This is a genomic window from Pseudoxanthomonas sp. LH2527, from assembly GCF_022539275.1.
Taxonomy (GTDB): Bacteria; Pseudomonadota; Gammaproteobacteria; order Xanthomonadales; family Xanthomonadaceae; genus Pseudoxanthomonas_A.
The window spans coordinates 13,924-32,407 of the sequence record NZ_JAKZBW010000024.1 but is presented as its reverse complement, the minus strand read 5'-3'; the positions used below and the strand labels follow the sequence as shown (position 1 = coordinate 32,407).

At 68.9% G+C, this 18,484-nt stretch carries 20 protein-coding genes; 5 read left to right on the top strand and 15 right to left on the bottom strand.

Annotated features, from left to right (window positions below; translation table 11 throughout):
- Window positions 1-39: 39 nt before the first annotated feature.
- The 13 genes from MMG85_RS13425 to MMG85_RS13365 all read right to left on the bottom strand — a co-directional run bounded on the left by MMG85_RS13425 (window position 40) and on the right by MMG85_RS13365 (window position 11,033).
- Entirely contained in the window at window positions 40-267 is a 228-nt protein-coding gene (locus MMG85_RS13425; protein WP_241046498.1) for a hypothetical protein, read from the bottom strand.
- Window positions 268-331: 64 nt separating this feature from the next.
- The gene (locus tag MMG85_RS13420; RefSeq protein WP_055942136.1) at window positions 332-685 is read right to left on the bottom strand and encodes a PilZ domain-containing protein; all 354 of its coding nucleotides are present in this window, start codon (window positions 683-685) and stop codon (window positions 332-334) included.
- Window positions 686-704: 19 nt separating this feature from the next.
- Window positions 705-1,679 carry a DNA polymerase III subunit delta' gene (locus MMG85_RS13415; protein ID WP_241046497.1) on the bottom strand — a complete coding sequence of 325 codons (975 nt, stop codon included), beginning with the start codon at window positions 1,677-1,679 and terminating at the stop codon, window positions 705-707.
- Window positions 1,676-2,338 carry a dTMP kinase gene (gene tmk, locus MMG85_RS13410; RefSeq protein WP_241046496.1) on the bottom strand — a complete coding sequence of 221 codons (663 nt, stop codon included), beginning with the start codon at window positions 2,336-2,338 and terminating at the stop codon, window positions 1,676-1,678. Before tmk ends, MMG85_RS13415 begins: the two co-directional genes overlap by 4 nt.
- Window positions 2,335-3,402, bottom strand: coding sequence for an endolytic transglycosylase MltG (gene mltG, locus MMG85_RS13405; protein WP_241046495.1), 1,068 nt, complete (start codon window positions 3,400-3,402; stop codon window positions 2,335-2,337). Before mltG ends, tmk begins: the two co-directional genes overlap by 4 nt.
- A 323-nt stretch (window positions 3,403-3,725) precedes the next feature.
- Window positions 3,726-5,087 carry an aminodeoxychorismate synthase component I gene (locus MMG85_RS13400; RefSeq protein ID WP_241046494.1) on the bottom strand — a complete coding sequence of 454 codons (1,362 nt, stop codon included), beginning with the start codon at window positions 5,085-5,087 and terminating at the stop codon, window positions 3,726-3,728.
- A 407-nt stretch (window positions 5,088-5,494) separates the two neighbouring features.
- Window positions 5,495-6,736, bottom strand: a complete 1,242-nt coding sequence (gene fabF, locus MMG85_RS13395) for a beta-ketoacyl-ACP synthase II (protein WP_082563279.1) — start codon at window positions 6,734-6,736, stop codon at window positions 5,495-5,497.
- A 114-nt stretch (window positions 6,737-6,850) separates the two neighbouring features.
- A complete protein-coding gene (gene acpP, locus MMG85_RS13390; RefSeq protein WP_014161144.1) occupies window positions 6,851-7,090 on the bottom strand; it encodes an acyl carrier protein in 240 nt (79 codons plus the stop codon).
- A gap of 143 nt (window positions 7,091-7,233) precedes the next feature.
- The gene (fabG, locus tag MMG85_RS13385; RefSeq protein WP_241046493.1) at window positions 7,234-7,977 is read right to left on the bottom strand and encodes a 3-oxoacyl-ACP reductase FabG; all 744 of its coding nucleotides are present in this window, start codon (window positions 7,975-7,977) and stop codon (window positions 7,234-7,236) included.
- Window positions 7,978-8,041: 64 nt separating this feature from the next.
- Window positions 8,042-8,986: an ACP S-malonyltransferase gene (gene fabD, locus MMG85_RS13380; protein ID WP_241046492.1), complete on the bottom strand. Its 945-nt coding sequence runs from the start codon at window positions 8,984-8,986 to the stop codon at window positions 8,042-8,044.
- Between the two features lie 194 nt (window positions 8,987-9,180).
- A complete protein-coding gene (locus MMG85_RS13375; RefSeq protein ID WP_241046491.1) occupies window positions 9,181-10,176 on the bottom strand; it encodes a beta-ketoacyl-ACP synthase III in 996 nt (331 codons plus the stop codon).
- Between the two features lie 88 nt (window positions 10,177-10,264).
- On the bottom strand, window positions 10,265-10,459 hold the full coding sequence (rpmF, locus tag MMG85_RS13370) for a 50S ribosomal protein L32 (RefSeq protein ID WP_055942113.1): 195 nt from the start codon (window positions 10,457-10,459) through the stop codon (window positions 10,265-10,267).
- 67 nt (window positions 10,460-10,526) lie between these two features.
- On the bottom strand, window positions 10,527-11,033 hold the full coding sequence (locus MMG85_RS13365; protein ID WP_241046490.1) for a YceD family protein: 507 nt from the start codon (window positions 11,031-11,033) through the stop codon (window positions 10,527-10,529).
- Window positions 11,034-11,158: 125 nt separating this feature from the next.
- On the opposite strand from MMG85_RS13365, the gene MMG85_RS13360 reads away from it, so the two are divergent.
- Entirely contained in the window at window positions 11,159-11,728 is a 570-nt protein-coding gene (locus MMG85_RS13360) for a Maf family nucleotide pyrophosphatase (protein ID WP_241046489.1), read from the top strand.
- A 10-nt stretch (window positions 11,729-11,738) separates the two neighbouring features.
- Here MMG85_RS13360 and MMG85_RS13355 read toward each other — a convergent pair whose 3' ends face one another.
- Window positions 11,739-13,580 (bottom strand): glycosyltransferase family 39 protein, encoded by a 1,842-nt coding sequence (locus MMG85_RS13355; protein ID WP_241046488.1) that lies wholly within the window; start codon window positions 13,578-13,580, stop codon window positions 11,739-11,741.
- A 71-nt stretch (window positions 13,581-13,651) separates the two neighbouring features.
- On the opposite strand from MMG85_RS13355, the gene MMG85_RS13350 reads away from it, so the two are divergent.
- The 4 genes from MMG85_RS13350 to MMG85_RS13335 are packed head-to-tail and all read left to right on the top strand — an operon-like array spanning window position 13,652 to window position 18,003.
- Window positions 13,652-14,578 (top strand): AAA family ATPase, encoded by a 927-nt coding sequence (locus tag MMG85_RS13350; protein ID WP_241046487.1) that lies wholly within the window; start codon window positions 13,652-13,654, stop codon window positions 14,576-14,578.
- Between the two features lie 2 nt (window positions 14,579-14,580).
- Window positions 14,581-15,534, top strand: coding sequence for a DUF58 domain-containing protein (locus MMG85_RS13345; protein ID WP_241046486.1), 954 nt, complete (start codon window positions 14,581-14,583; stop codon window positions 15,532-15,534).
- Entirely contained in the window at window positions 15,521-17,473 is a 1,953-nt protein-coding gene (locus tag MMG85_RS13340; protein WP_241046485.1) for a DUF3488 and transglutaminase-like domain-containing protein, read from the top strand. The genes MMG85_RS13345 and MMG85_RS13340 overlap by 14 nt, the downstream gene beginning before the upstream one ends.
- Before the next feature lie 17 nt (window positions 17,474-17,490).
- On the top strand, window positions 17,491-18,003 hold the full coding sequence (locus tag MMG85_RS13335; RefSeq protein ID WP_241046484.1) for a Slp family lipoprotein: 513 nt from the start codon (window positions 17,491-17,493) through the stop codon (window positions 18,001-18,003).
- Window positions 18,004-18,075: 72 nt separating this feature from the next.
- Here the strand turns inward: MMG85_RS13335 and MMG85_RS13330 are convergent, their stop codons facing one another.
- Complete coding sequence (locus tag MMG85_RS13330) at window positions 18,076-18,429, bottom strand: histidine triad nucleotide-binding protein (protein WP_055942087.1); 354 nt, start codon at window positions 18,427-18,429, stop codon at window positions 18,076-18,078.
- Between the last annotated feature and the right edge of the window lie 55 nt (window positions 18,430-18,484).

Here is an 18,484-nt window from a genome sequence, read left to right as displayed (position 1 = left end):
CGACAACGGGTGGCCTCGCCTCGCCGGCGAGGATGACCGCTACGTGCGCGGGGTATACAGCGACACCGCCGCGAGGCCGAGGCCGAACAGCACCCGTGCCACGCCGTAGCCCTGCACCGTCCGCTTGCCGGCTGCTTCCACGTGCATGCGCCGCGGGAACGATCCGGCATGGCTCGGAGAATTGGAATGCACCAGTACCCGCGGTTCGGCGGTGACGAACACCGCCGACACGAACAGGCCCGGCACGCCGGGCTGCAGTCGTTTCATGGGGACGGCCGCCGGCAGCAAGGCCGGGACGTCGGACGGGCGCGGCCTGCGGCCGTCGCGTGCCTCACATCGTATGCGTGGGCTTCTCGCCGCCGAGGCTGCCGGCCAGCATGGTTTCGATGCGGTTCTTGATGGCTTCGCCTTCGCCATTGTCGGCGAACTGCACGCCGATGCCGGCGGCGCGGTTGCCCTGCGCGCCGACCGGCGTCACCCACACCACCTTGCCGGCCACCGGCAGGCGGTCGCTGGATTCGGGCAGGGTGAGCAGCAGGAACACTTCATCGCCCAGGAAATAGCGCTTCGGCGTGGGCACGAAGATGCCGCCGCCTTTCACGAACGGCATGTAGGCGTTGTACAGCGCGGCCTTGTCCTTCACTGCCAGCGACAGGATGCCCTGCCGTCCACCTGCTGCATTCATTCCCGTCTCCGTGTTTCGGTCATCGGCGCGCCCCGACAGCGCGTCCGCGATCGCTGCCGGCCCAGGCCAGCAGCAGTTCCACCATGGCCAGGTCGCCGCGTACCGTGGTCCGCAACAGGTCGCGGGTGCGGTTGGCGGCGTCGAACCAGGTAGCCAGCTTGTTCAATCGGGCTGGATCGGTCAAGCCAACGGTGCCGGCCTGCGCCAGCGCGAGGTCCGCCGCATGGCGCAGGCGCGCATCGGCCAGTTCGTCGTTGGCCCAGCGCTGCGCGGTCTCGACGACGCCGATCTCGCCCTTCTCCAAACGCTGCAAATCACGTGCCACGGCTTCGCGCAAGGCGAGTCCGTCGTTGCGCAGCCAGTCGTCCGCCAGCCCGGGATGACCGCGTGCGGCCTCCAGCGCGCGTGATGCATCGGCGGCGGCATAGCCCTGCGCCTGCAGCCAGGCCAGTGCTTCGTCGCGCGGCGGCAGGCGGAACTCGATGCGCTGGCAACGGCTGCGGATGGTGGCGGGCAGGCGCGCAGGCTGCGCGCTGACCAGCCAGAGGTAGCGGTCCGGCGCGGGTTCTTCCAGCGTCTTCAGCAAGGCGTTGCAGGCCGAGCGGTTGATCGCATCGGCCGGGTCGATCAAGGCGACCTGCGCACCGCCGTACTGCGGCGTCAACGCCAGCTTCTGCGAGACCTCGCGGATCTGGTCGATGACGATCTCGGTGCGCAGCTTGCTGCCGTCCTTGGTGGCGACGAACGAGATGACCTGCAGGTCCGGATGCGTGCCCGCATCGATCAGTCGCGTGCTGCGGTCGCCGGGCGCCGGTTCGCCGTCCGCGTCGCGCTGCTGCGCCAGCACGCGTCGCGCCAGGCGATCCAGCACGGCACGCTTGCCGAGACCGGCAGGACCGCAGACCAGCAGGCCGTGGCCAAGGCGACCCGACGCCAGCGCCGCGACCGCGTGGTCATAGGCGCGCTGCTGCCAGGGCGAGAACACGGTGCTCATGCCAGGTCGCTGTCGGTCAGCGTGCGCAGGTAGGCGCTGATCGCCGTGTCGACCGCCGCGCCCACGTCCGCGGGCGGCTGCGCGGCATCGATCACGCGGAAGCGCTGCGGTTCGGCGGCGGCGCGCGCACGGAAACCGGCACGCACGCGCTCGAAGAAATCGTCCTGCTCGCTTTCAATGCGGTCCGGCCACAGGTCGCGGCCGGCAGTCCGCGCGCGCCCTTCGCGCACGTCGAGATCGAGCAGCAAGGTCAGACCGGGCTTCAGGCCGACCGCACGGCGCTCCAGCGCGGCGATCCACTCGGGATCCAGTCCGCGGCCGGCGCCCTGGTAGGCATAGCTGGAATCGGTGAAGCGGTCGCTGATGACGAACGCACCGCGCCGCAGCGCAGGACGCACCACTTCGCGCACATGCTGCGCGCGCGAGGCGAACATCAGCAGCAGCTCGCTCTCGGCGGCGAGCGGCTCGTCCTGTGCGCCCAGCAGCAGCTCGCGGATGCGCTCGGCCAGCGGCGTGCCACCGGGCTCGCGGGTCAGCACCACCTCGTGGCCCGCGGCCAGCAGGCGGTCGCGGATGGCGGCGAGGGCGCTGGTCTTGCCCGCACCTTCGCCGCCTTCCAGGGTGATCAGGCGCGGCTGCGACAGCAGGGCTTCGCTCATGGCGCTTCCGCCTTGCGCAGCGTCTCGCGGCGCGTGACCAGGTAACGCGCCACCGCCGCGTTGTGCTCGGCCAGCGTGGTCGAGAAGATGTGCCGTCCGCTGCCATCGCCCACTGCGACGAAGTACAGCGCGGTGCCGTCGGCCGGATTCACCGCCGCCTTCAGCGCGTCCACGCCGGGCATGGCGATGGGGGTCGGCGTCAGGCCGCGGCGGGTGTAGGTGTTGTAGGGCGTGTCGGTGGTCAGGTCGCGACGGCGGATGTTGCCGTCGTAGCTGCTGCCGATGCCGTAGATGACGGTGGGATCGGTCTGCAGCGGCATGCCGATCTTCAGGCGCCGCGCGAACACGCCGGCAATGGCCGGACGTTCTTCGGCGATCCCGGTTTCCTTCTCGATGATCGACGCCAGGATCAGCGCCTCTTCAGCCGATTGCAGCGGAATGTCCTGCGCACGCGCCTGCCAGGCGGCATCGACCGCCTTCTCCATCGCCGCGTAGGCGCGCTTGAGCACGTCCAGGTCGGTTTCGCTGCGCGTGTAGACGTAGGTCTCGGGCAGGAAGCGGCCTTCCGGATGCTGTCCGGCATGGCCGAGCGCCGCCATCAGTTCCACATCGCTGAGATCGGCGGTCTTCTGCTGCAGCGGCGTGGCGTTGCGCAAGGCAGCTCGCAGCTGGCGGATGTTCCAGCCTTCGACGATGGTGAAGCGGTACTGCAGCGTGCGGCCCTCGCGCATGCGCTGCAGCAATTCGCGCGGGGTCAGGGCAGGATCCAGCGCGTACTCGCCTACCTTGAGCTGGCTGGCGGTACCGGTCTGGCGGGCCAGCAGGCGCCATTGCAGGTCGGTGCCGTGCGACACGCCCGTCTCGCGCAGCTTGCGCAGCACGGTCGGGAAGGCATCGCCACTCACCACCTCGACGGTGGCGTCGGCCGCCACGCCGCCGATCGGCATGTCCGCGAACCCGCGATGGCCCTGCCACAGCCAGAACGCCGCGCCGGCCGCCAGGGCCAGCAGCAGGAAGAAGGTGATGACGATGAAGCGGCAACCGCGCTTGAGAGCTGACGCCACGTAGTCCTCGGTGCTTGAAGCAGGCCGTGCAGGATACCCGGTCGCCGTCTCAGGCTGTAGGCGCGCGCCTGACCTCCCGGCGGACGCACGCCCCAACCTGCGCCCCGAAGGAGCCACCCTCGCCAGGAGCGGATTCAGCGGCAGCGGTGCGGTCAAAAAAAATCCCAAGACACGGATCACGGCAGATCAACGCAGATCAGACATGTAGCGCGCACGGAGCTTCTGTGTGCGATCCGCTTTTTTCGCCTTTATCCGTGTCAAACCGCTGCTCGAAGGCGCTTGCAAACCCGTGACGGCGGCTGGACGCCGTTCCAGGCGGGGCCTCAGCCTTCCAGCGCCCGCAGCACGCCGCGGGCCTTGGCGCGGGTCTCGTCCAGTTCCTTGTCGGGGATCGAATCGGCGACGATCCCGGCCCCGGTGCGGAAGCGGGCCACGCTGCCGGCGCCGTCGGCCACGACCTCGGCGCTGCGGATCAGGATGTTCAGGTCCAGGTCGCCGTCGCGGTTGAGCCAGCCGAAGGCGCCGGTGTAGGCGCCGCGCGGCACCTGTTCCAGCTCGGCGATGATCTGCATGCAGCGCACCTTCGGACAGCCGGTGATGGTGCCGCCGGGGAACGTGGCGCGGATCACCTCGCCCGGGGTCGCATCGCTGCGCAGATGGCCGCGCACGTTGCTGACGATATGGTGTACGTGCGCGTAACTCTCGACCGTCATCAGTTCGTCCACCTGCACGCTGCCGGGCGTGCAGACGCGGCCCAGGTCATTGCGCTCCAGGTCGATCAGCATGACGTGCTCGGCGCGCTCCTTCGGATGACCGACCAGTTCGCGGATGCGGGCGGCATCGTCATCGCCCTCGAAGCGCGGGCGCGTGCCGGCGATGGGGCGGGTTTCGACCACCTCGCCGCGCACCGACACCAGCCGTTCCGGTGACGAACTCACCACCGTCCAGTCCGGCGTGGCGAACAGGCCCGCGAACGGCGCGGGATTGGCCGTGCGCAGGCGTGCGTACAGCGCGGCCGGATCCAGCGGCGCGTCGAACCGCGCCTGCCACGCGCGCGACAGGTTCACCTGGAAGATGTCGCCGGCACGCAGGTAGTCGAGGATGCGCTCGACGCCGTCGGTGAAGCGCTGCGGCGCGTCTTCGTCGATGCGCGCAGGCGGTTGCCAGGCGGGCAGCGGTGGCATGTCGGCGACGCGTGCGACATCGGCCGCGGTGCGCACGATCAGCGCGCCCTGCCCCGCTTCCGCCACGATCACGCAATCGCCCGTGCTGCGGTCGCGCAGTACCGCGGCGGGACAGCGCAATGCGAGCGCGACGGGGTGCGCCGCCGACCCGCGGGGCAGCTGCAACACCGGTTCCACCTGCTGCGCCAGCTCGTAGGCCAACAGCAGGGCCCAGCCACCGCGGAACGGCCAGCGCGGCTCCTCGCGCGTGATGCGCTGCGCCTGCCAGTGGCGGTCGAGCACGGCGAGGAAATCGCCGGGCTCCACGTTGCCGCGCAGATCGCGTGTGATGCCATCGGCATCCAGACGAATGCCGGTGCCGTCGGCGACCAGCAGGAAATCCCACCGGCCTTGCGCGGTCCCCGACGCGACCGATTCCAGCAGCACCGGATAGCGCTGCGGATCCTGCCGGTGCAGGGCCAGCAGGTCGGTATCGGGAGGAAGCGCGCGGGTTTCGATCATGGTGTTCCTGGCCCCTCTCCCGCCGGGAGAGGGGTTGGGGTGAGGGTGCGGAGAAGATGCAATGGTTCAGGGACCGATGATTCCGCCGCACCCTCATCCGGCGCTACGCGCCACCTTCTCCCGAAGGGAGAAGGATGCATCGTCAGATCCGCTTGAACACCCGCGTGCCGTCGGTGCCACCGATGCAGCACCGGATAGCGCTGCGGATCCTGCCGATGCAGGGCCAGCAGGTCGGTATCGGGAGGAAGCGCGCGGGTTTCGATCATGGTGTTCCTGGCCCCTCTCCCACCGGGAGAGGGGGTGGGGTGAGAGTGCGGAGAAGATGCAATGGTTCAGGGGCCGATGATTCCGCCGCATCCTCATCCGGCGCTACGCGCCACCTTCTCCCGAAGGAGAAGGATGCATCGTCAGATCCGCTTGAACACCAGCGTGCCGTTGGTGCCACCGAAGCCGAAGCCGTTGGAGACGGCCACATCGATCTTCTTCTCGCGCGCCGTGTGCGGCACGTAGTCCAGATCGCAGCCTTCGCCCGGTTCGTCCAGGTTGATGGTCGGCGGAATGATGCCGTGATGGATGGCCAGCACGGAGAAGATCGCCTCCGCGCCGCCCGCCGCACCCAGCAGGTGGCCGGTCATCGACTTGGTAGAGCTGACCATGATCTTGTATGCGTGGTCGCCGAGCGCGCGCTTCATCGCCAGCGTTTCGGCCAGGTCGCCCAGCGGCGTGGAGGTGCCGTGCGCGTTGAGGTATTCCACCTGGTCCGCATTCAGACCGGCGTCCTTCAGCGCGGACAGCATGCAGCGCGACGGGCCTTCGCCGTTCTCGCTGGGCGCGGTCATGTGGTATGCGTCCTGCGATGCGCCGAAGCCGGCCAGTTCGCAGTAGATGCGCGCGCCACGCGCCTTGGCGTGCTCGTACTCTTCCAGCACCAGGATGCCGGCACCGTCGCCCAGCACGAAACCGTCGCGGTCCTTGTCCCAGGGACGCGAGGCGCGCGCCGGATCGTCGTTGCGGGTGGACATGGCTTTCATCGCGCAGAAGCCGCCCACCGACGTCGGCGACGACCCGCGCTCGGCGCCACCGGCGACCATCACGTCGGCGTCGCCGTACTGGATGCTGCGCATGGCGATGCCGATCGAGTGGTTCGAGGTGGCGCAGGCCGACACCGCCGAATAGCCGGGGCCTTTCAGGCCCTTCATGATGCTCAGGTGGCCCGGCAGCATGTTGATGATGGTGCTGGGGATGTAGAACGGGGAAATCTTGCGCGGACCGCCTTCGTGCAGCTTCACCGCGGTCTCCTCGATGCCGAGGATGCCGCCGATGCCTGCGCCGATGATGGCGCCGATGCGCTCGGCATTGGCTTCGGTCACTTCCAGCCCGGCGTCGTCCATCGCCATCAGCGACGCGGCCAAGCCGTAGTGGATGAACGAATCCATCTTCTTCACGTCCTTCGGCGGTACGAAGGCGGTGGGATCGAAACCGCGGATCTCGCCCGCGATCTTGGTGCTGTAGCCCTCGGTATCGAAGGTGGTGATCGGACCCAGGCCCGACCGACCGTTGACGATGCCGTCCCAGCTGCTGGCCATGTCATTGCCCAGGGGGGACACCAGGCCCATGCCGGTGATGACGACGCGACGACGCTGGCTCATATCGGATTCCTCGTGGATCTTGGCGGCCCTGCCCGCGGTGCGCGGGCGCAGGCGGGCCGGATACGCGCGGGGCCGCATGCGCGGCCCCGACACGGTTTGCTGCAACTGCCGCCGTTACGCCTTGACGTGCGCCTTGACGTAGTCGATGGCCTGCTGCACCGAAGTGATCTTCTCGGCTTCCTCGTCCGGAATTTCGCATTCGAACTCTTCTTCCAGCGCCATCACCAGTTCAACGGTGTCCAGCGAGTCGGCGCCCAGGTCATCGACGAACGATGCGCTGGTGGTGACTTCTTCTTCTTTCACGCCGAGTTGTTCGACGACGATTTTCTTGACGCGTTCTTCGATGCTGCTCATGGATTCGCTCCAGACGGAGATGGGTGACTTGTTGGATTCTGCCGACGCGGGGCGAAGGCAAACCGGGGATAGTGTAGTGGAAACCGGCGACGGCGGGCAGGTATCGCCAAACGCCACCGAATCAACCACTTACAGCTAATTCTTTAGGGCATGTACATGCCGCCGTTGACGTGCAGGGTTTCGCCGGTGATGTAGCCGGCAGCGGGGCCGGCGAGGAAGGCCACCGCGTTCGCGATATCGGCCGGCTCGCCCAGGCGGCCCAGCGCGATCTGTTCGCCGAGCGCCTTCTTGGTCTCTTCGGGCAGGTCCTTGGTCATGTCGGTGGCGATGAAGCCCGGGGCGACCACGTTGACGGTCACGCCCCGGCTGCCGATTTCCTTCGCCAGCGACTTGGAGAACGCGATGATGCCGGCCTTGGCGGCGGCGTAGTTGGCCTGCCCCGCATTGCCGGTGACGCCGATCACCGAGGCGATGTTGATGATGCGGCCCTTGCGCGCCTTCATCATGCCGCGCATGACCGCCTTGGACGTGCGGTAGACGCTGGTGAGGTTGGTGTCGAGGATGGCCTGCCAGTCCTCGTCCTTCATCCGCATCAGCAGGTTGTCGCGGGTGATGCCGGCATTGTTGACCAGGATCGAGATGGCGCCGAATTCCTTGGCGATGCCATCGATCAGCGCATCGACCGCGGCCGAATCGGTGACATTCAGTTCGCGGCCGTGGCCGCCCGCGGCGGCCAGCCGCTCGCCGATGGCCTGTGCACCGGAAGCGCTGGTCGCGGTACCGATCACCGTCGCGCCCTGGGCGGCCAGCTCATCGGCGATGGCGGCGCCAATGCCGCGGCTGGCGCCGGTGACCAGCGCGATTTCACCCTGCAGGGGCTTGCTCATGATGATGTCCTCGGAACGGTTCGGCATGCAGCGGATCAGGATAAGCGAACGGACGCAGCGTGCGTCAGGCCTGCCAGTCCGCGAGTGCACCCTGGAAATCGCCCACGCCACCGATGGCGCGCACATCCAGGCCCTTGTCGATGCGCTTCACCAGACCGGCCAACACCTTGCCGGGGCCGCATTCGGCGATGCGCGTGGCGCCGTTCGATGCCAGCACCTGCACGCAATCGGTCCAGCGCACGGGCAGGTACAGCTGGCGCACCAGCGCGTCGCGGATCGCATCCACGCCGTCGTGCACCTGGGCGTCGACGTTCTGCACGACCGGCAGCGACGGTGCATGCCATGACAGACCGGCCATGACCTCCGCCAACCGGTTGGCGGCTTCGCGCATCAGCGGCGTGTGCGACGGCACGCTGACCGCCAGTTTCACCACCTTGCGGATGCCGCGTTCGGTGAGCATCGCAATCGCGCGATCGACCGCGTCGGCGTCGCCGCCGATCACGATCTGGCCCGGCGAGTTGTAGTTGGCGGGCACGACGACCTTGCTGTCGGATGCCTGCGTGCAGACCTCCGCCACCATCGCATCCTCGGCACCCAGCACGGCCGCCATCGCGCCGACACCCGCAGGCGCGGCGTCCTGCATCAGCTGCCCGCGCAGGCGCACGAGGTGGGCGCCATCCTTCAGCGACAGCGCGCCTGCGGCGACCAGCGCGGTGTACTCGCCGAGACTGTGGCCGGCCAGCTGCGAAGGCTGCGCGCCGCCCTGCTGCTGCCATGCACGCCAGGTGGCGATGCCGGCCGCGAGCAACGCGGGCTGCGTGTATTCGGTGCGGTTGAGCATCTCCTCGGGGCCGCCCTGCGACAACGCCCAGAGGTCGACGCCGGCGCCTTCCGATGCTTCGGCGAACGTCTCGCGCACGATCGGATGCAGTTCGGACAGTTCGGCCAGCATGCCGACGGACTGCGACCCCTGGCCCGGAAAAACGAAAGCGAGTTGCGTGGAAGTCACTCGGACACCCTGCCTGAAATCAGGCGGCGATGATACGGGCGAACGCGCCGGATTGTCTGTACCGGGGCGTATGCCCTGCAACGCGATGTCGCCGTCACATGCACGTGGATTCTCGCGGTATCGAAGCACGAGGCCTGAAACGAAGAAAGCGATGCTTCGCAGCATCGCCTTCCGTCGGTTCCGCCACGCGGCACTCAGTAGCGCAGCAGCACCGAGCCCCAGGTGAAGCCGCCGCCGAAGGCTTCCAGCAGCAGCAGCTGGCCACGCTCCACGCGACCGGAGCGCACGGCGGTATCCAGCGCCAGCGGCACCGAGCCGGACGACGTGTTGCCATGCTTGTCGACGGTCACGATGACCTGGTCCATCGACATGTCCAGCCGCTTCGCGGTGGCTTCGATGATGCGCAGGTTGGCCTGGTGGGGAATCAGCCAGTCCAGGTCGTGCTTGTCCAGGCCGTTGGCGTCGAGCGTCTCGTCGACCACGCTGTCGAGGGCCTTCACGGCGTACTTGAAGACGTCGTTGCCCTTCATGTGGATGCGGATGCCGTTGTTCGGCTCGTCCGGGTTGAACCCCTTGGACACGCCGACGGGATTCCACAGCAGTTCCTTCTTGCTGCCGTCGGCATGCAGATGGGTGCTGAGGATGCCGGTCTCGCTGTCGGCCTTGAGCACGGCCGCACCGGCGCCGTCGCCGAACAGCACGCAGGTGGTGCGCTCGGTCCAGTCGACGATCCGGCTGAGGGTTTCGGTGCCGATGACCAGCGCGGTCCTGGCATCGCCGCAGCGGATGAACTTCTCCGCCACGCTCAACGCATAGATGAAGCCCGAGCAGGCGGCATTGACGTCCATCGCGGCGCAGCCGGCCGCGCCCAGGCGCGCCTGGATCAGGCAGGCGGTGGACGGGAAAATGAGGTCGGGCGTGGTGGTACCCACCACGATGAGGTCGATCTCGGAGGCATCGACGCCGGCGGCCTCGAGTGCGCGGAGCGCGGCCTGGTAGCCCAGATCGCCGGCGGTTTCACCCTCGGCGGCGATGTGGCGCTCACGGATGCCGGTGCGGGACTGGATCCATTCGTCGCTGGTATCGACCAGCTTCGACAGGTCTTCGTTGGTCAGCACCTTTTCGGGCAGATAGCTGCCCGTACCGGCGATGCGCGCATAAATGCGCCCCTTGTTACCCGGCTCGCTCATGCATGCTCCCATTGCCGGCCCAACGAAGGGCCCTGATTGTCATTGATCATGCGGGAAGCGCGCCCTGCGGGAGGGCGCGCCGCACGGATCAATCTTCCTCGACGGCCGTCGTCTTGGTGGCGATGACCTTCTTGCCACGGTAGTAACCGTCGGCGGTCACGTGATGGCGCAGGTGGATCTCGCCCGTGGTCGGGTCGGTCGACAGCTGCTTGGCGGTCAGCGCGTCGTGCGAACGACGCTGGCCACGACGGGACGGGGTGACGCGGGATTTCTGCACAGCCATGGGATTGCTCCAGCTCTTGTATCTGTTGGTGAACCTTGCGGTTCGTGTTGCCAGACCGCGGTAGCGGCTAGTTCTTCTTCAGCGAGGCCAGCGCCGCGAACGGACTGGTCTTCGCCACCTCTTCTTCGTCCGCGACCCATTCGCGCTCGACGGCCTCGGACGCGGGATCCACCGGCACCACCGGCACGGCGAGGACCAGTTCGTCCTCCACCAGGTCGGCGGCGCGCAGCATGCCATCCTCCGGCACCAGCAGGGCTTCGTAGCCGGGCGGCAGCGCGGACTCCTCATCCTCGCTGCGCACCAGCCCGAGCCGCTGCTCCACCGTCACCGGCAGGACGAACCGCCGCAGGCTGCGCTGGCATACCAGCGGCAACTCCGCCTCGATCCGCAACCCGATGTAAGGCACCTGCAGGGCGTCGCGATCGAATTCGATCGCGTAACGCACCTCGCCTTCGGTATCGACAAGAAGACCCTGCAGGCGCGTCAACGAGGACAACGGCAGGCGACCTTCAAAGCTGCGCCGGGCCGCGACCATGCGCCAAGCATCCAACATCTCGGGCGTATTCGCGGACATAAGCCGCTGAATGTTAAGGATCAAACCCCGAACTGTCAAACCACCCCCACGTATCACGATGGCTTGCCGCCCGACCCGGGGCCGGTCAGACTCCCCCGCCCCGTCCCCTGCCGGTGCTCCACCCCATGCCGCTCATGCTCGCCTCCACCTCCCGCTACCGCCGCGAACTGCTCGAGCGGCTGCGCGTGCCGTTCCATATCGCGCGTCCGGAGGTGGACGAGAGCCCGCTGGAGGCCGAGTCCGTGCCCGCCATGGCGGTCCGCCTGGCCCTTGCCAAGGCCGAGGCCATCGGCCGCCAGCACCCCGGCAGTTGGGTCATCGGCGCCGATCAGGCGGCCGAGCTGGATGGACACGCCCTGGGCAAGCCCGGCCAGCGGGAAGCCGCCATCGCCCAGCTGACCGCCATGTCCGGCCGGCAGGTCCGCTTCCACACCGCGGTGTGCCTGGTCCGCGAGGAGCAGGTCCTGCAGGCCCAGGATGTCACCACGGTCCACTTCCGCACGCTCACGCCCGCCGAAATCGAGCGCTACGTGGATGCCGAGCAGCCGTTCGACTGCGCCGGCAGCTTCAAGTCGGAAGGCCTGGGCATCGCCCTGTTCGACGCCATCGAATCCTCCGACCCGACGGCACTGGTAGGCCTGCCGCTGATCGCGGTCGCCCGCATGCTGCGCGAAGCGGGCTTCGACCTGCCCTGATCGGCCTGCCTCACTGGATGTCGACCGGCTGCTCCGCCCAGGTTTCGACACTGCCGTCGCCGCCGGTCACCCGCAATCCCAGCCAGTGACGGCCCGCCGGCACGTCGCCGGCATCGACCTGCGCCGTGAACTGCACGTTCGGCATGCGCGGATCGCGCGACGCGTCCTTGAGGAAGCTGCGCAGCCATTCGTTCGCGCCGCCGTAGGTGGCCTCGGCGACGACGCGGCCATCGAGCAGCACCTCCACTTTCGACACACCCACCCCGTCCTTCACCGCCCAGCCCCCGACGTTGAAACGGCGCTCCACCCGGGCGCCCGCCTGCGGCACGTCGATGTTGGCGACGACCGGCGTGATGCAATCGCCCTGCCCCCGCTCAGCCGGTAGCGCGAACAGCAGGAACCGGCGCGCGCCATGGTCGATGTTCACCACGCGCGCGGGCGGCAGCGGACCCACCACCCGGCACAGTTGCTGATAGTGAGCGAGCAGCGCACTGAACTTCACGTCGGTTGCGCCGACGACGAGCAGCAACGGCGTATCGCGCGAACCGTCGTGCTGCAGGCCCCAGAGCTGCAGCTGCGGTGCGCGTCCATGCTTGTGGTTGAGCGGATGGTCGAGCACGGCGATCTCCGCGTCGCCCAGGGCGAAGCCCAACTCCGCACCGGTCTTGAAGTTGTCCGCCAGCAGCACGGTTCCTGCCGGCAGCGTCGCGCGCATCGCCTGCACCTCCTCGGCCAACGCATCCCATCCTGCGAAGTTCTCCGGGTAGTACTTGCTGCCGGCGATCTGCGCACGCAGTCCCGGCGATGACACCGCCACGTAATAGCCCAGCATCAGCAGCGTGCCGATGGCGGCGACGCCCCAGGTGGCGCGACGCCACGCCGGCGACCATTCCCGCAACAACAGCGGCACCACCACGAGCAAGGCGAGGTAGCCCGGCAACGGCCAGTGGAAGCTCACCCGTTCGTTGTCGGCAAAGAAGCCCAGCACGAAGAAACCCAGCGTCGAGACCGCGCCCAGCAGCGCGAAATAACGCCACGCAGTGCCGGCCTGCGCGTCGCCGCGGATACCGCGCCTGCACACCACGAGCATGGCCCAGAACAGCAGCGGCGTTGCCATCGCCGCCTGCACAAGCAGGAACCGGAACCCGTCGCCATGGAACGCCCACGGGTGCCGGTCCAGCAACTGGAAGCGCAGACCGGCGTCGGCGTACTCGAGATTCCAGGCCAGCAACGGCGCCCATGCCAGCACGCCCACTGCCAGTGAGACCCACACCCGGGCATCACGCAGCACCTTGCGGCCTTCGGGCAACCACAGCAACGCGAGCAGGCCCACGCCGATCACGCCGACGAAACGGTAGTGGCTGAGCGCACCCAGCATCAGGCCCAGCGCCAGCTCGGTCGCCGACATCGCATCGACTTCGCGCAGCAGGCGCGCGCCGGCATCGGCGCACAGCACCGTCGCCAGCGCCATCGGCACATCCGGCAGGGCGAGCAGGCCCAGCGTGCCCGACAGCGGCATCAGCACGACCAGCAGCGCCGCCTGCCAGCCGATCGCCGGTCCGAACCAGTGCGCGGCGCTGCGGGCGACCAGCCATGGCAGCAGTGCGGCCATCAGCAGGAACGGCGCGCGTACGGCCAGCACGTGGTGTCCTCCCAGTTCGGTGCCCAGCCGCGTCAGCCATGCGGTCAGTCCCGGCAGGTCGGAATAGGCCGCCGCCAGATGCCGGCCCTCCTGCCAGTAGAAGGCTTCGTCCACGAACAGTGGAAGGCGTGCCGCGATCGCGACCTTGACGACCGTCACGATTGCCCACACCGCCAGGAACCATCGTCGCGCGCGTTGTTCTTCTTCCATCTCGCTACACTGCCCTCAACCCACGATCGGAAACCGAGAGCGCGATGTCCGCTATCCCCAGCACCCGCCCTATGCTATCCGAAGGTTTGGCCGACGCTCTCGCCCGCGCACAGGCGCAGGTGAACTCGCTGGTGCTCGGCAAACCGCATGAGGTGCGGCTCGCCTTCGTGGCCCTGCTGTCCGATGGCCACCTGCTGATCGAAGACCTGCCGGGCCTGGGCAAGACGACGCTGGCGCATGCGCTGGCGGCCACCTTGGGGCTGACGTTCCAGCGCGTGCAGTTCACCTCGGACCTGCTGCCCGCCGACGTGCTGGGCGTGTCGGTGTACGACGCGCAGGCACGCGCCTTCACCTTCCATCCGGGCCCGGTGTTCACCAACGTGCTGCTGGCCGACGAGATCAACCGTGCGCCGCCGCGCACGCAGAGCGCGCTGCTGGAAGCGATGGCCGAGCATCAGGTGACGCTGGACGGCGTCACCCATGCGCTGCCGCAGCCGTTCTTCGTGATCGCCACGCAGAATCCGGTGGACCTGTCGGGCACGTATCCGTTGCCGGATTCGCAGCTGGACCGCTTCCTCTTGCGCTTGGCGCTCGGCTATCCCAGCGCCGAATCCGAACGCCAGCTGCTGGCCGGCAGCGATCGCCGCACGATGATCGCGCAGGCGATGCCGCTGCTGTCCGGGGAGGAAGTGCTCGCACTGCGCGATGCGGTGAACGGCGTGCATGCCAGCGATGCGCTGATCGACTACGTGCAGGCGCTGCTGACGCGCAGCCGCCAGCACCCCGGGGTGCGCGTGGGCCTGTCGCCGCGCGCGGGCATCGCCCTGCTGCGTGCGGCACGCGCCTACGCGCTGCTGCTCGGACGAAGCCATGTGCTGCCCGATGACGTCCAGGCCCTGTTCGCGGCGGTCGCGGCGCACCGGCTGGTGCCGGAAGCGGAGGCGGCGTCGGCCGCGGCACTGGCCAAGGCCATCCTGCACGCGGTGCCGGTGGATTGAGCATGGCGCCGACCCTGGCCCGGCGCTTCGCACGCCTGGGACGCCCCCGCCGGCCGGAGTCGTTGCCGGTCGCGCTCGAGCGCAGGCGCATCTACGTGCTGCCCACGCGGTTCGGCCTGTTCTTCGCCGCGCTGGTGTCCGCCATGATGCTGGGGGCGCTGAACTACAACAACAATCCGGCGCTGTTGCTCGCGTTGTTGCTGGGTGCGACGGCCATGGCCAGCCTGATCTTCGCGCACCTGCAACTGGCCGGCCTGCGCGTGGAGGCGCTGTCCGCAGACCCGGTGCCGCTCGGGGAGCCGCTGCGGCTGCATGTCGCGCTCGCCTCGCGCGATGCGCGCGTGCGCCATGGCCTGCGCGTGGACGCCGGCAACGAGCACGCCTTCATCCTGCTGCCTGCCGCCGAAGGGATCGTGGTCGAACTGGCGCTGCCGACCCACCGGCGCGGCTGGTACGACCTGGACCGGGTGCGGCTGTCGACCACCCAGCCGCTCGGACTCGCCCGGGCCTGGGCATGGGTCTGGCCCGATGCGCCGCTGCTGGTCTATCCGGCCACCGAAGTGCAGGGTCCGCCGCTTCCGCACGCCGACAGCGCGGGCACCAAGGCACGCCTGGATCCTGCCGGCGAAGACGTCCACCAGTTGCGCAACTACCGCGCCGGCGATGCGCGCCGCGCCATCGCCTGGAAGCCCTCCGCACGCCGCAACCAGTTGCTGGTGCGCGACTACGAACAACCGCTCGGTCGCGACGTGGAACTGGACTGGGAGGCGCTGCCGACGCTGCCGCACGAACGCCGGATCCAGCGACTGGCGCACTGGGTGGAATCCGCCGAACGCGAAGGACTCCGCTACCGGCTGCGGCTGCCCGGCCACCCCGCACTGGGGCCGGCCAACGGCCCTGCGCATCGCCACCTCTGCCTGCGCGCCCTGGCGCTGCTTCCGCATGAAACCCACTGACGTCCCCACGCTGGACAGCCTCAGCCGCCGCTGGACCCTGGCGGCGGCCGGCGCCTGCCTGCTGCCGCTGCTGATCCAGCTGCCACCGATGCTGGCGTTCGGCATCGGGGCCACGGGCGTGGTGCTGGCGGTGGCGTCGTGGCGTCGCCCCCTGCCCGGCCTGTTGCGCGCGTTGATGGCGCTGGCGCTGGTCGCGGCGGTGATGTCGGTGACCGGCATGCAGTTCGGCCGCGACACCGGCTGTGCGCTGCTCGCCGGCATGCTGGCGATCAAGCCGACCGAGACCCGCACGCTGCGCGACAACCGCAGCCTGCTCGGCTTCGCCCTGTTCGCGCCCTTCGCCGCCTTCCTGCTCGACCAGGGCCCGCTGAGCATGGCGCTGGGCCTGGCCAGCGTGCTGGGTGCCCTGGTTGCGCTGCATCGGCTCGCCGATGCCGAGGCGGTATCGCTGGCGGGCGTGGCGCGCCCGCTGCAGCAGGCGCGGGAGATCGGCAAGCTGGTCGCCATCGGCGTGCCGCTGGTGCTGGCGGCGTTCTGGCTGTTCCCGCGCTTCCCGTCACCGCTGTGGGGCGTACCCGAACGGGCCCTGGCGAAGCCGGGCCTCAGCGACGACATGTCGCCCGGCAGTTATCTCGACCTCATCGCCGACGAGTCGCCGGCGCTGCGCGTTCAGTTCTTCGGCGCCACGCCGCCCACCAGCCAGATGTACTGGCGCGGCCCGGTGCTGACGGATTTCGATGGCCGTACCTGGACACGCCGCGCGTCTTCGCCCGCCATGCCGCCGGCCGCTACGACCCGCGCCGCGGTGAGCTGGGACTACCAGATGGACGTGGAACCCAGCGACCGTCGCGACCTGGTGGCGCTGGATCTGCCCACCGCGACACCCGACGGCGCGTGGATGGCACGCGACTACAGCATGGCGACGCCCGCGCCGCTCAGCTCGCTGACGCGCTGGCGCCTGCAGTCCTCGCGCCCGACCCAGTTCGAAGCGGACCTGCCGGCATGGCGACGCGCCCAGGCCCTGCGGTTGCCCGCGGGCTTCAATCCGCGCACGCGTGCGCTCGGCGCGCAATGGCGCCGCGAGGCCGGCGGCAACGATGCGGCGATCGTTACGCGCGCCCTGCAATGGATACGCGCCGACTTCGCCTACACGCTGGACACGCCGTTTCCAGGCCGCGACACGGTCGACGAGTTCCTCTTCGACCAGCAGCAGGGATTCTGCGAGCACTTCAGCTCGTCCTTCGTGTTCCTGATGCGCGCCGCGGGCGTCCCCGCCCGCGTGGTCACCGGCTATACCGGCGGCACCTACAACCCGCTTGGCCGCTACTGGGTGGTGCGCAACATGGATGCGCATGCGTGGGCGGAAGTGTGGATGCCGCAACGCGGCTGGGTGCGCGTGGACCCGACCGCGGCGGTCGCACCGGAAAACATCTACGACACGCTGGAAGATCGCCTGGGCGCCGGCGGCGCGGTGGGCGCCATGGCCGGCCTGATCGGGGCCGAGAACCTGGGCCAGGTGGGCGACTGGCTGCGCCGTGGCTGGAACGACCTGGTGCTGGGTTTCGACGCCCGGCGCCAGTCGCGCCTGCTGGAGCGTTTCGGCGCCAAGCAGCTCGGTGGCGGCGCCCTGACGGCATTGTTCGGCCTCTTCGCCATGGCGGCGCTGGTCTGGATGGGCTGGCTGCTGGCACGTGGCGAACGGGAACGCGACCCGCTGCTGCGCGCCTGGCATCGTCTCGGTGCGCGTTATGCCCGGCACGGTCTGGGCCGCGAGCCGCACGAGAGCCCGACCGACTGGGCGCGCCGGGTCTCCGCGGGACGTCCGCATGCCGCGCAGGCACTGGCTTCGCTCAGCCGCCGTTTCGCCGATGCGCGCTACGCTCCGAATGAGGGAGACCACCGCGCACTGATCGAAGACCTGCGCCGGCACCGCCCATAACCCGCTGGAGACTGGCCATGAACCTTCGCTTCGCCACCGTCGTCGCAGCCGCCGCGCTGCTTTCCGCCTGCGCCACGGCGCCCGCGCCGTTGCAGGGCAGCTTCACCCAGGTCAATCCGCGCGACTCGGTGGGCGCTCCGCAGGTCGGCGCACCGGTGCGCTGGGGTGGCCGCATCATCAGCACGGCGCCGGGACAGAATTCCACCTGCTTCCAGCTCGTGTCGCGGCCGCTCAATGCGACCGGCCGGCCGATGGCCACGGCGCCGGACGCCACCGACGGGCGCTTCATCGCCTGCCGCGCCGGTTTCTACGACCCTGCGGTGTTCGCCGAAGGACGCGAAGTGACCTTCGTCGGCAAGATCGAGGGCTACGAAAGCACCCGCATCGGCGAGTACGACTACCAGTTGCCGCGCGTCGCGGCCGACGTGGTCTACCTGTGGCCGGAAGTGCGCGAGGTCGAAGTCGTCCGCCCCTATCCGTACTACGACCCCTTCTGGGGTCCGCGCTGGGGCCGCTGGGGCTGGTGGTAAGTCCACGCCGTGGTGAAAGAAAAAAGCCGCTCAATGAGCGGCTTTTTTCTTGTCCGGTCGCCTCCCGTGCGGTCAGCCCGGCGTGCCGAAGCGACCCAGCGGCGCACCTGCCAGCAGGTGCAGATGGATATGGAACACGGTCTGCCCGGCATCCTCGCGGCAGTTCATGACGATGCGGTAGCCGTCCTGCTCGAACCCTTCGCTGCGCGCGTAATGCGCGGCGGCCAGCGCCAGCTTGCCGATCAGGTGCGCCTGCTCCGGGCGCACGTCGTCGAGCGTGGGGATCGCCTCGTTCTTGGGAATGAAGAGCACGTGCACCGGCGCCTGCGGGGCGATGTCCTTGAAGCCGAGGACCTCGTCGTCTTCATAGACGATGGTGGCCGGGATCTCGCGGCGGATGATCTTGGCGAAGATGGTGTCGGTCATGTGGCGGGATTCGGGATTCGGGATTCGGGAGCATAGCGCCTGCCGTGGCCGCGGA

Coding starts and splice junctions, on each gene's coding strand:
- MMG85_RS13425 (WP_241046498.1), bottom strand. CDS start 267: ATGAAACGACTGCAGCCCGGCGTGCCGGGCCTGTTCGTGTCGGCGGTG.
- MMG85_RS13420 (WP_055942136.1), bottom strand. CDS start 685: ATGAATGCAGCAGGTGGACGGCAGGGCATCCTGTCGCTGGCAGTGAAG.
- MMG85_RS13415 (WP_241046497.1), bottom strand. CDS start 1,679: ATGAGCACCGTGTTCTCGCCCTGGCAGCAGCGCGCCTATGACCACGCG.
- tmk (WP_241046496.1), bottom strand. CDS start 2,338: ATGAGCGAAGCCCTGCTGTCGCAGCCGCGCCTGATCACCCTGGAAGGC.
- MMG85_RS13400 (WP_241046494.1), bottom strand. CDS start 5,087: ATGATCGAAACCCGCGCGCTTCCTCCCGATACCGACCTGCTGGCCCTG.
- fabF (WP_082563279.1), bottom strand. CDS start 6,736: ATGAGCCAGCGTCGTCGCGTCGTCATCACCGGCATGGGCCTGGTGTCC.
- acpP (WP_014161144.1), bottom strand. CDS start 7,090: ATGAGCAGCATCGAAGAACGCGTCAAGAAAATCGTCGTCGAACAACTC.
- fabG (WP_241046493.1), bottom strand. CDS start 7,977: ATGAGCAAGCCCCTGCAGGGTGAAATCGCGCTGGTCACCGGCGCCAGC.
- MMG85_RS13375 (WP_241046491.1), bottom strand. CDS start 10,176: ATGAGCGAGCCGGGTAACAAGGGGCGCATTTATGCGCGCATCGCCGGT.
- rpmF (WP_055942113.1), bottom strand. CDS start 10,459: ATGGCTGTGCAGAAATCCCGCGTCACCCCGTCCCGTCGTGGCCAGCGT.
- MMG85_RS13365 (WP_241046490.1), bottom strand. CDS start 11,033: ATGTCCGCGAATACGCCCGAGATGTTGGATGCTTGGCGCATGGTCGCG.
- MMG85_RS13360 (WP_241046489.1), top strand. CDS start 11,159: ATGCCGCTCATGCTCGCCTCCACCTCCCGCTACCGCCGCGAACTGCTC.
- MMG85_RS13355 (WP_241046488.1), bottom strand. CDS start 13,580: ATGGAAGAAGAACAACGCGCGCGACGATGGTTCCTGGCGGTGTGGGCA.
- MMG85_RS13350 (WP_241046487.1), top strand. CDS start 13,652: ATGCTATCCGAAGGTTTGGCCGACGCTCTCGCCCGCGCACAGGCGCAG.
- MMG85_RS13345 (WP_241046486.1), top strand. CDS start 14,581: ATGGCGCCGACCCTGGCCCGGCGCTTCGCACGCCTGGGACGCCCCCGC.
- MMG85_RS13340 (WP_241046485.1), top strand. CDS start 15,521: ATGAAACCCACTGACGTCCCCACGCTGGACAGCCTCAGCCGCCGCTGG.
- MMG85_RS13335 (WP_241046484.1), top strand. CDS start 17,491: ATGAACCTTCGCTTCGCCACCGTCGTCGCAGCCGCCGCGCTGCTTTCC.
- MMG85_RS13330 (WP_055942087.1), bottom strand. CDS start 18,429: ATGACCGACACCATCTTCGCCAAGATCATCCGCCGCGAGATCCCGGCC.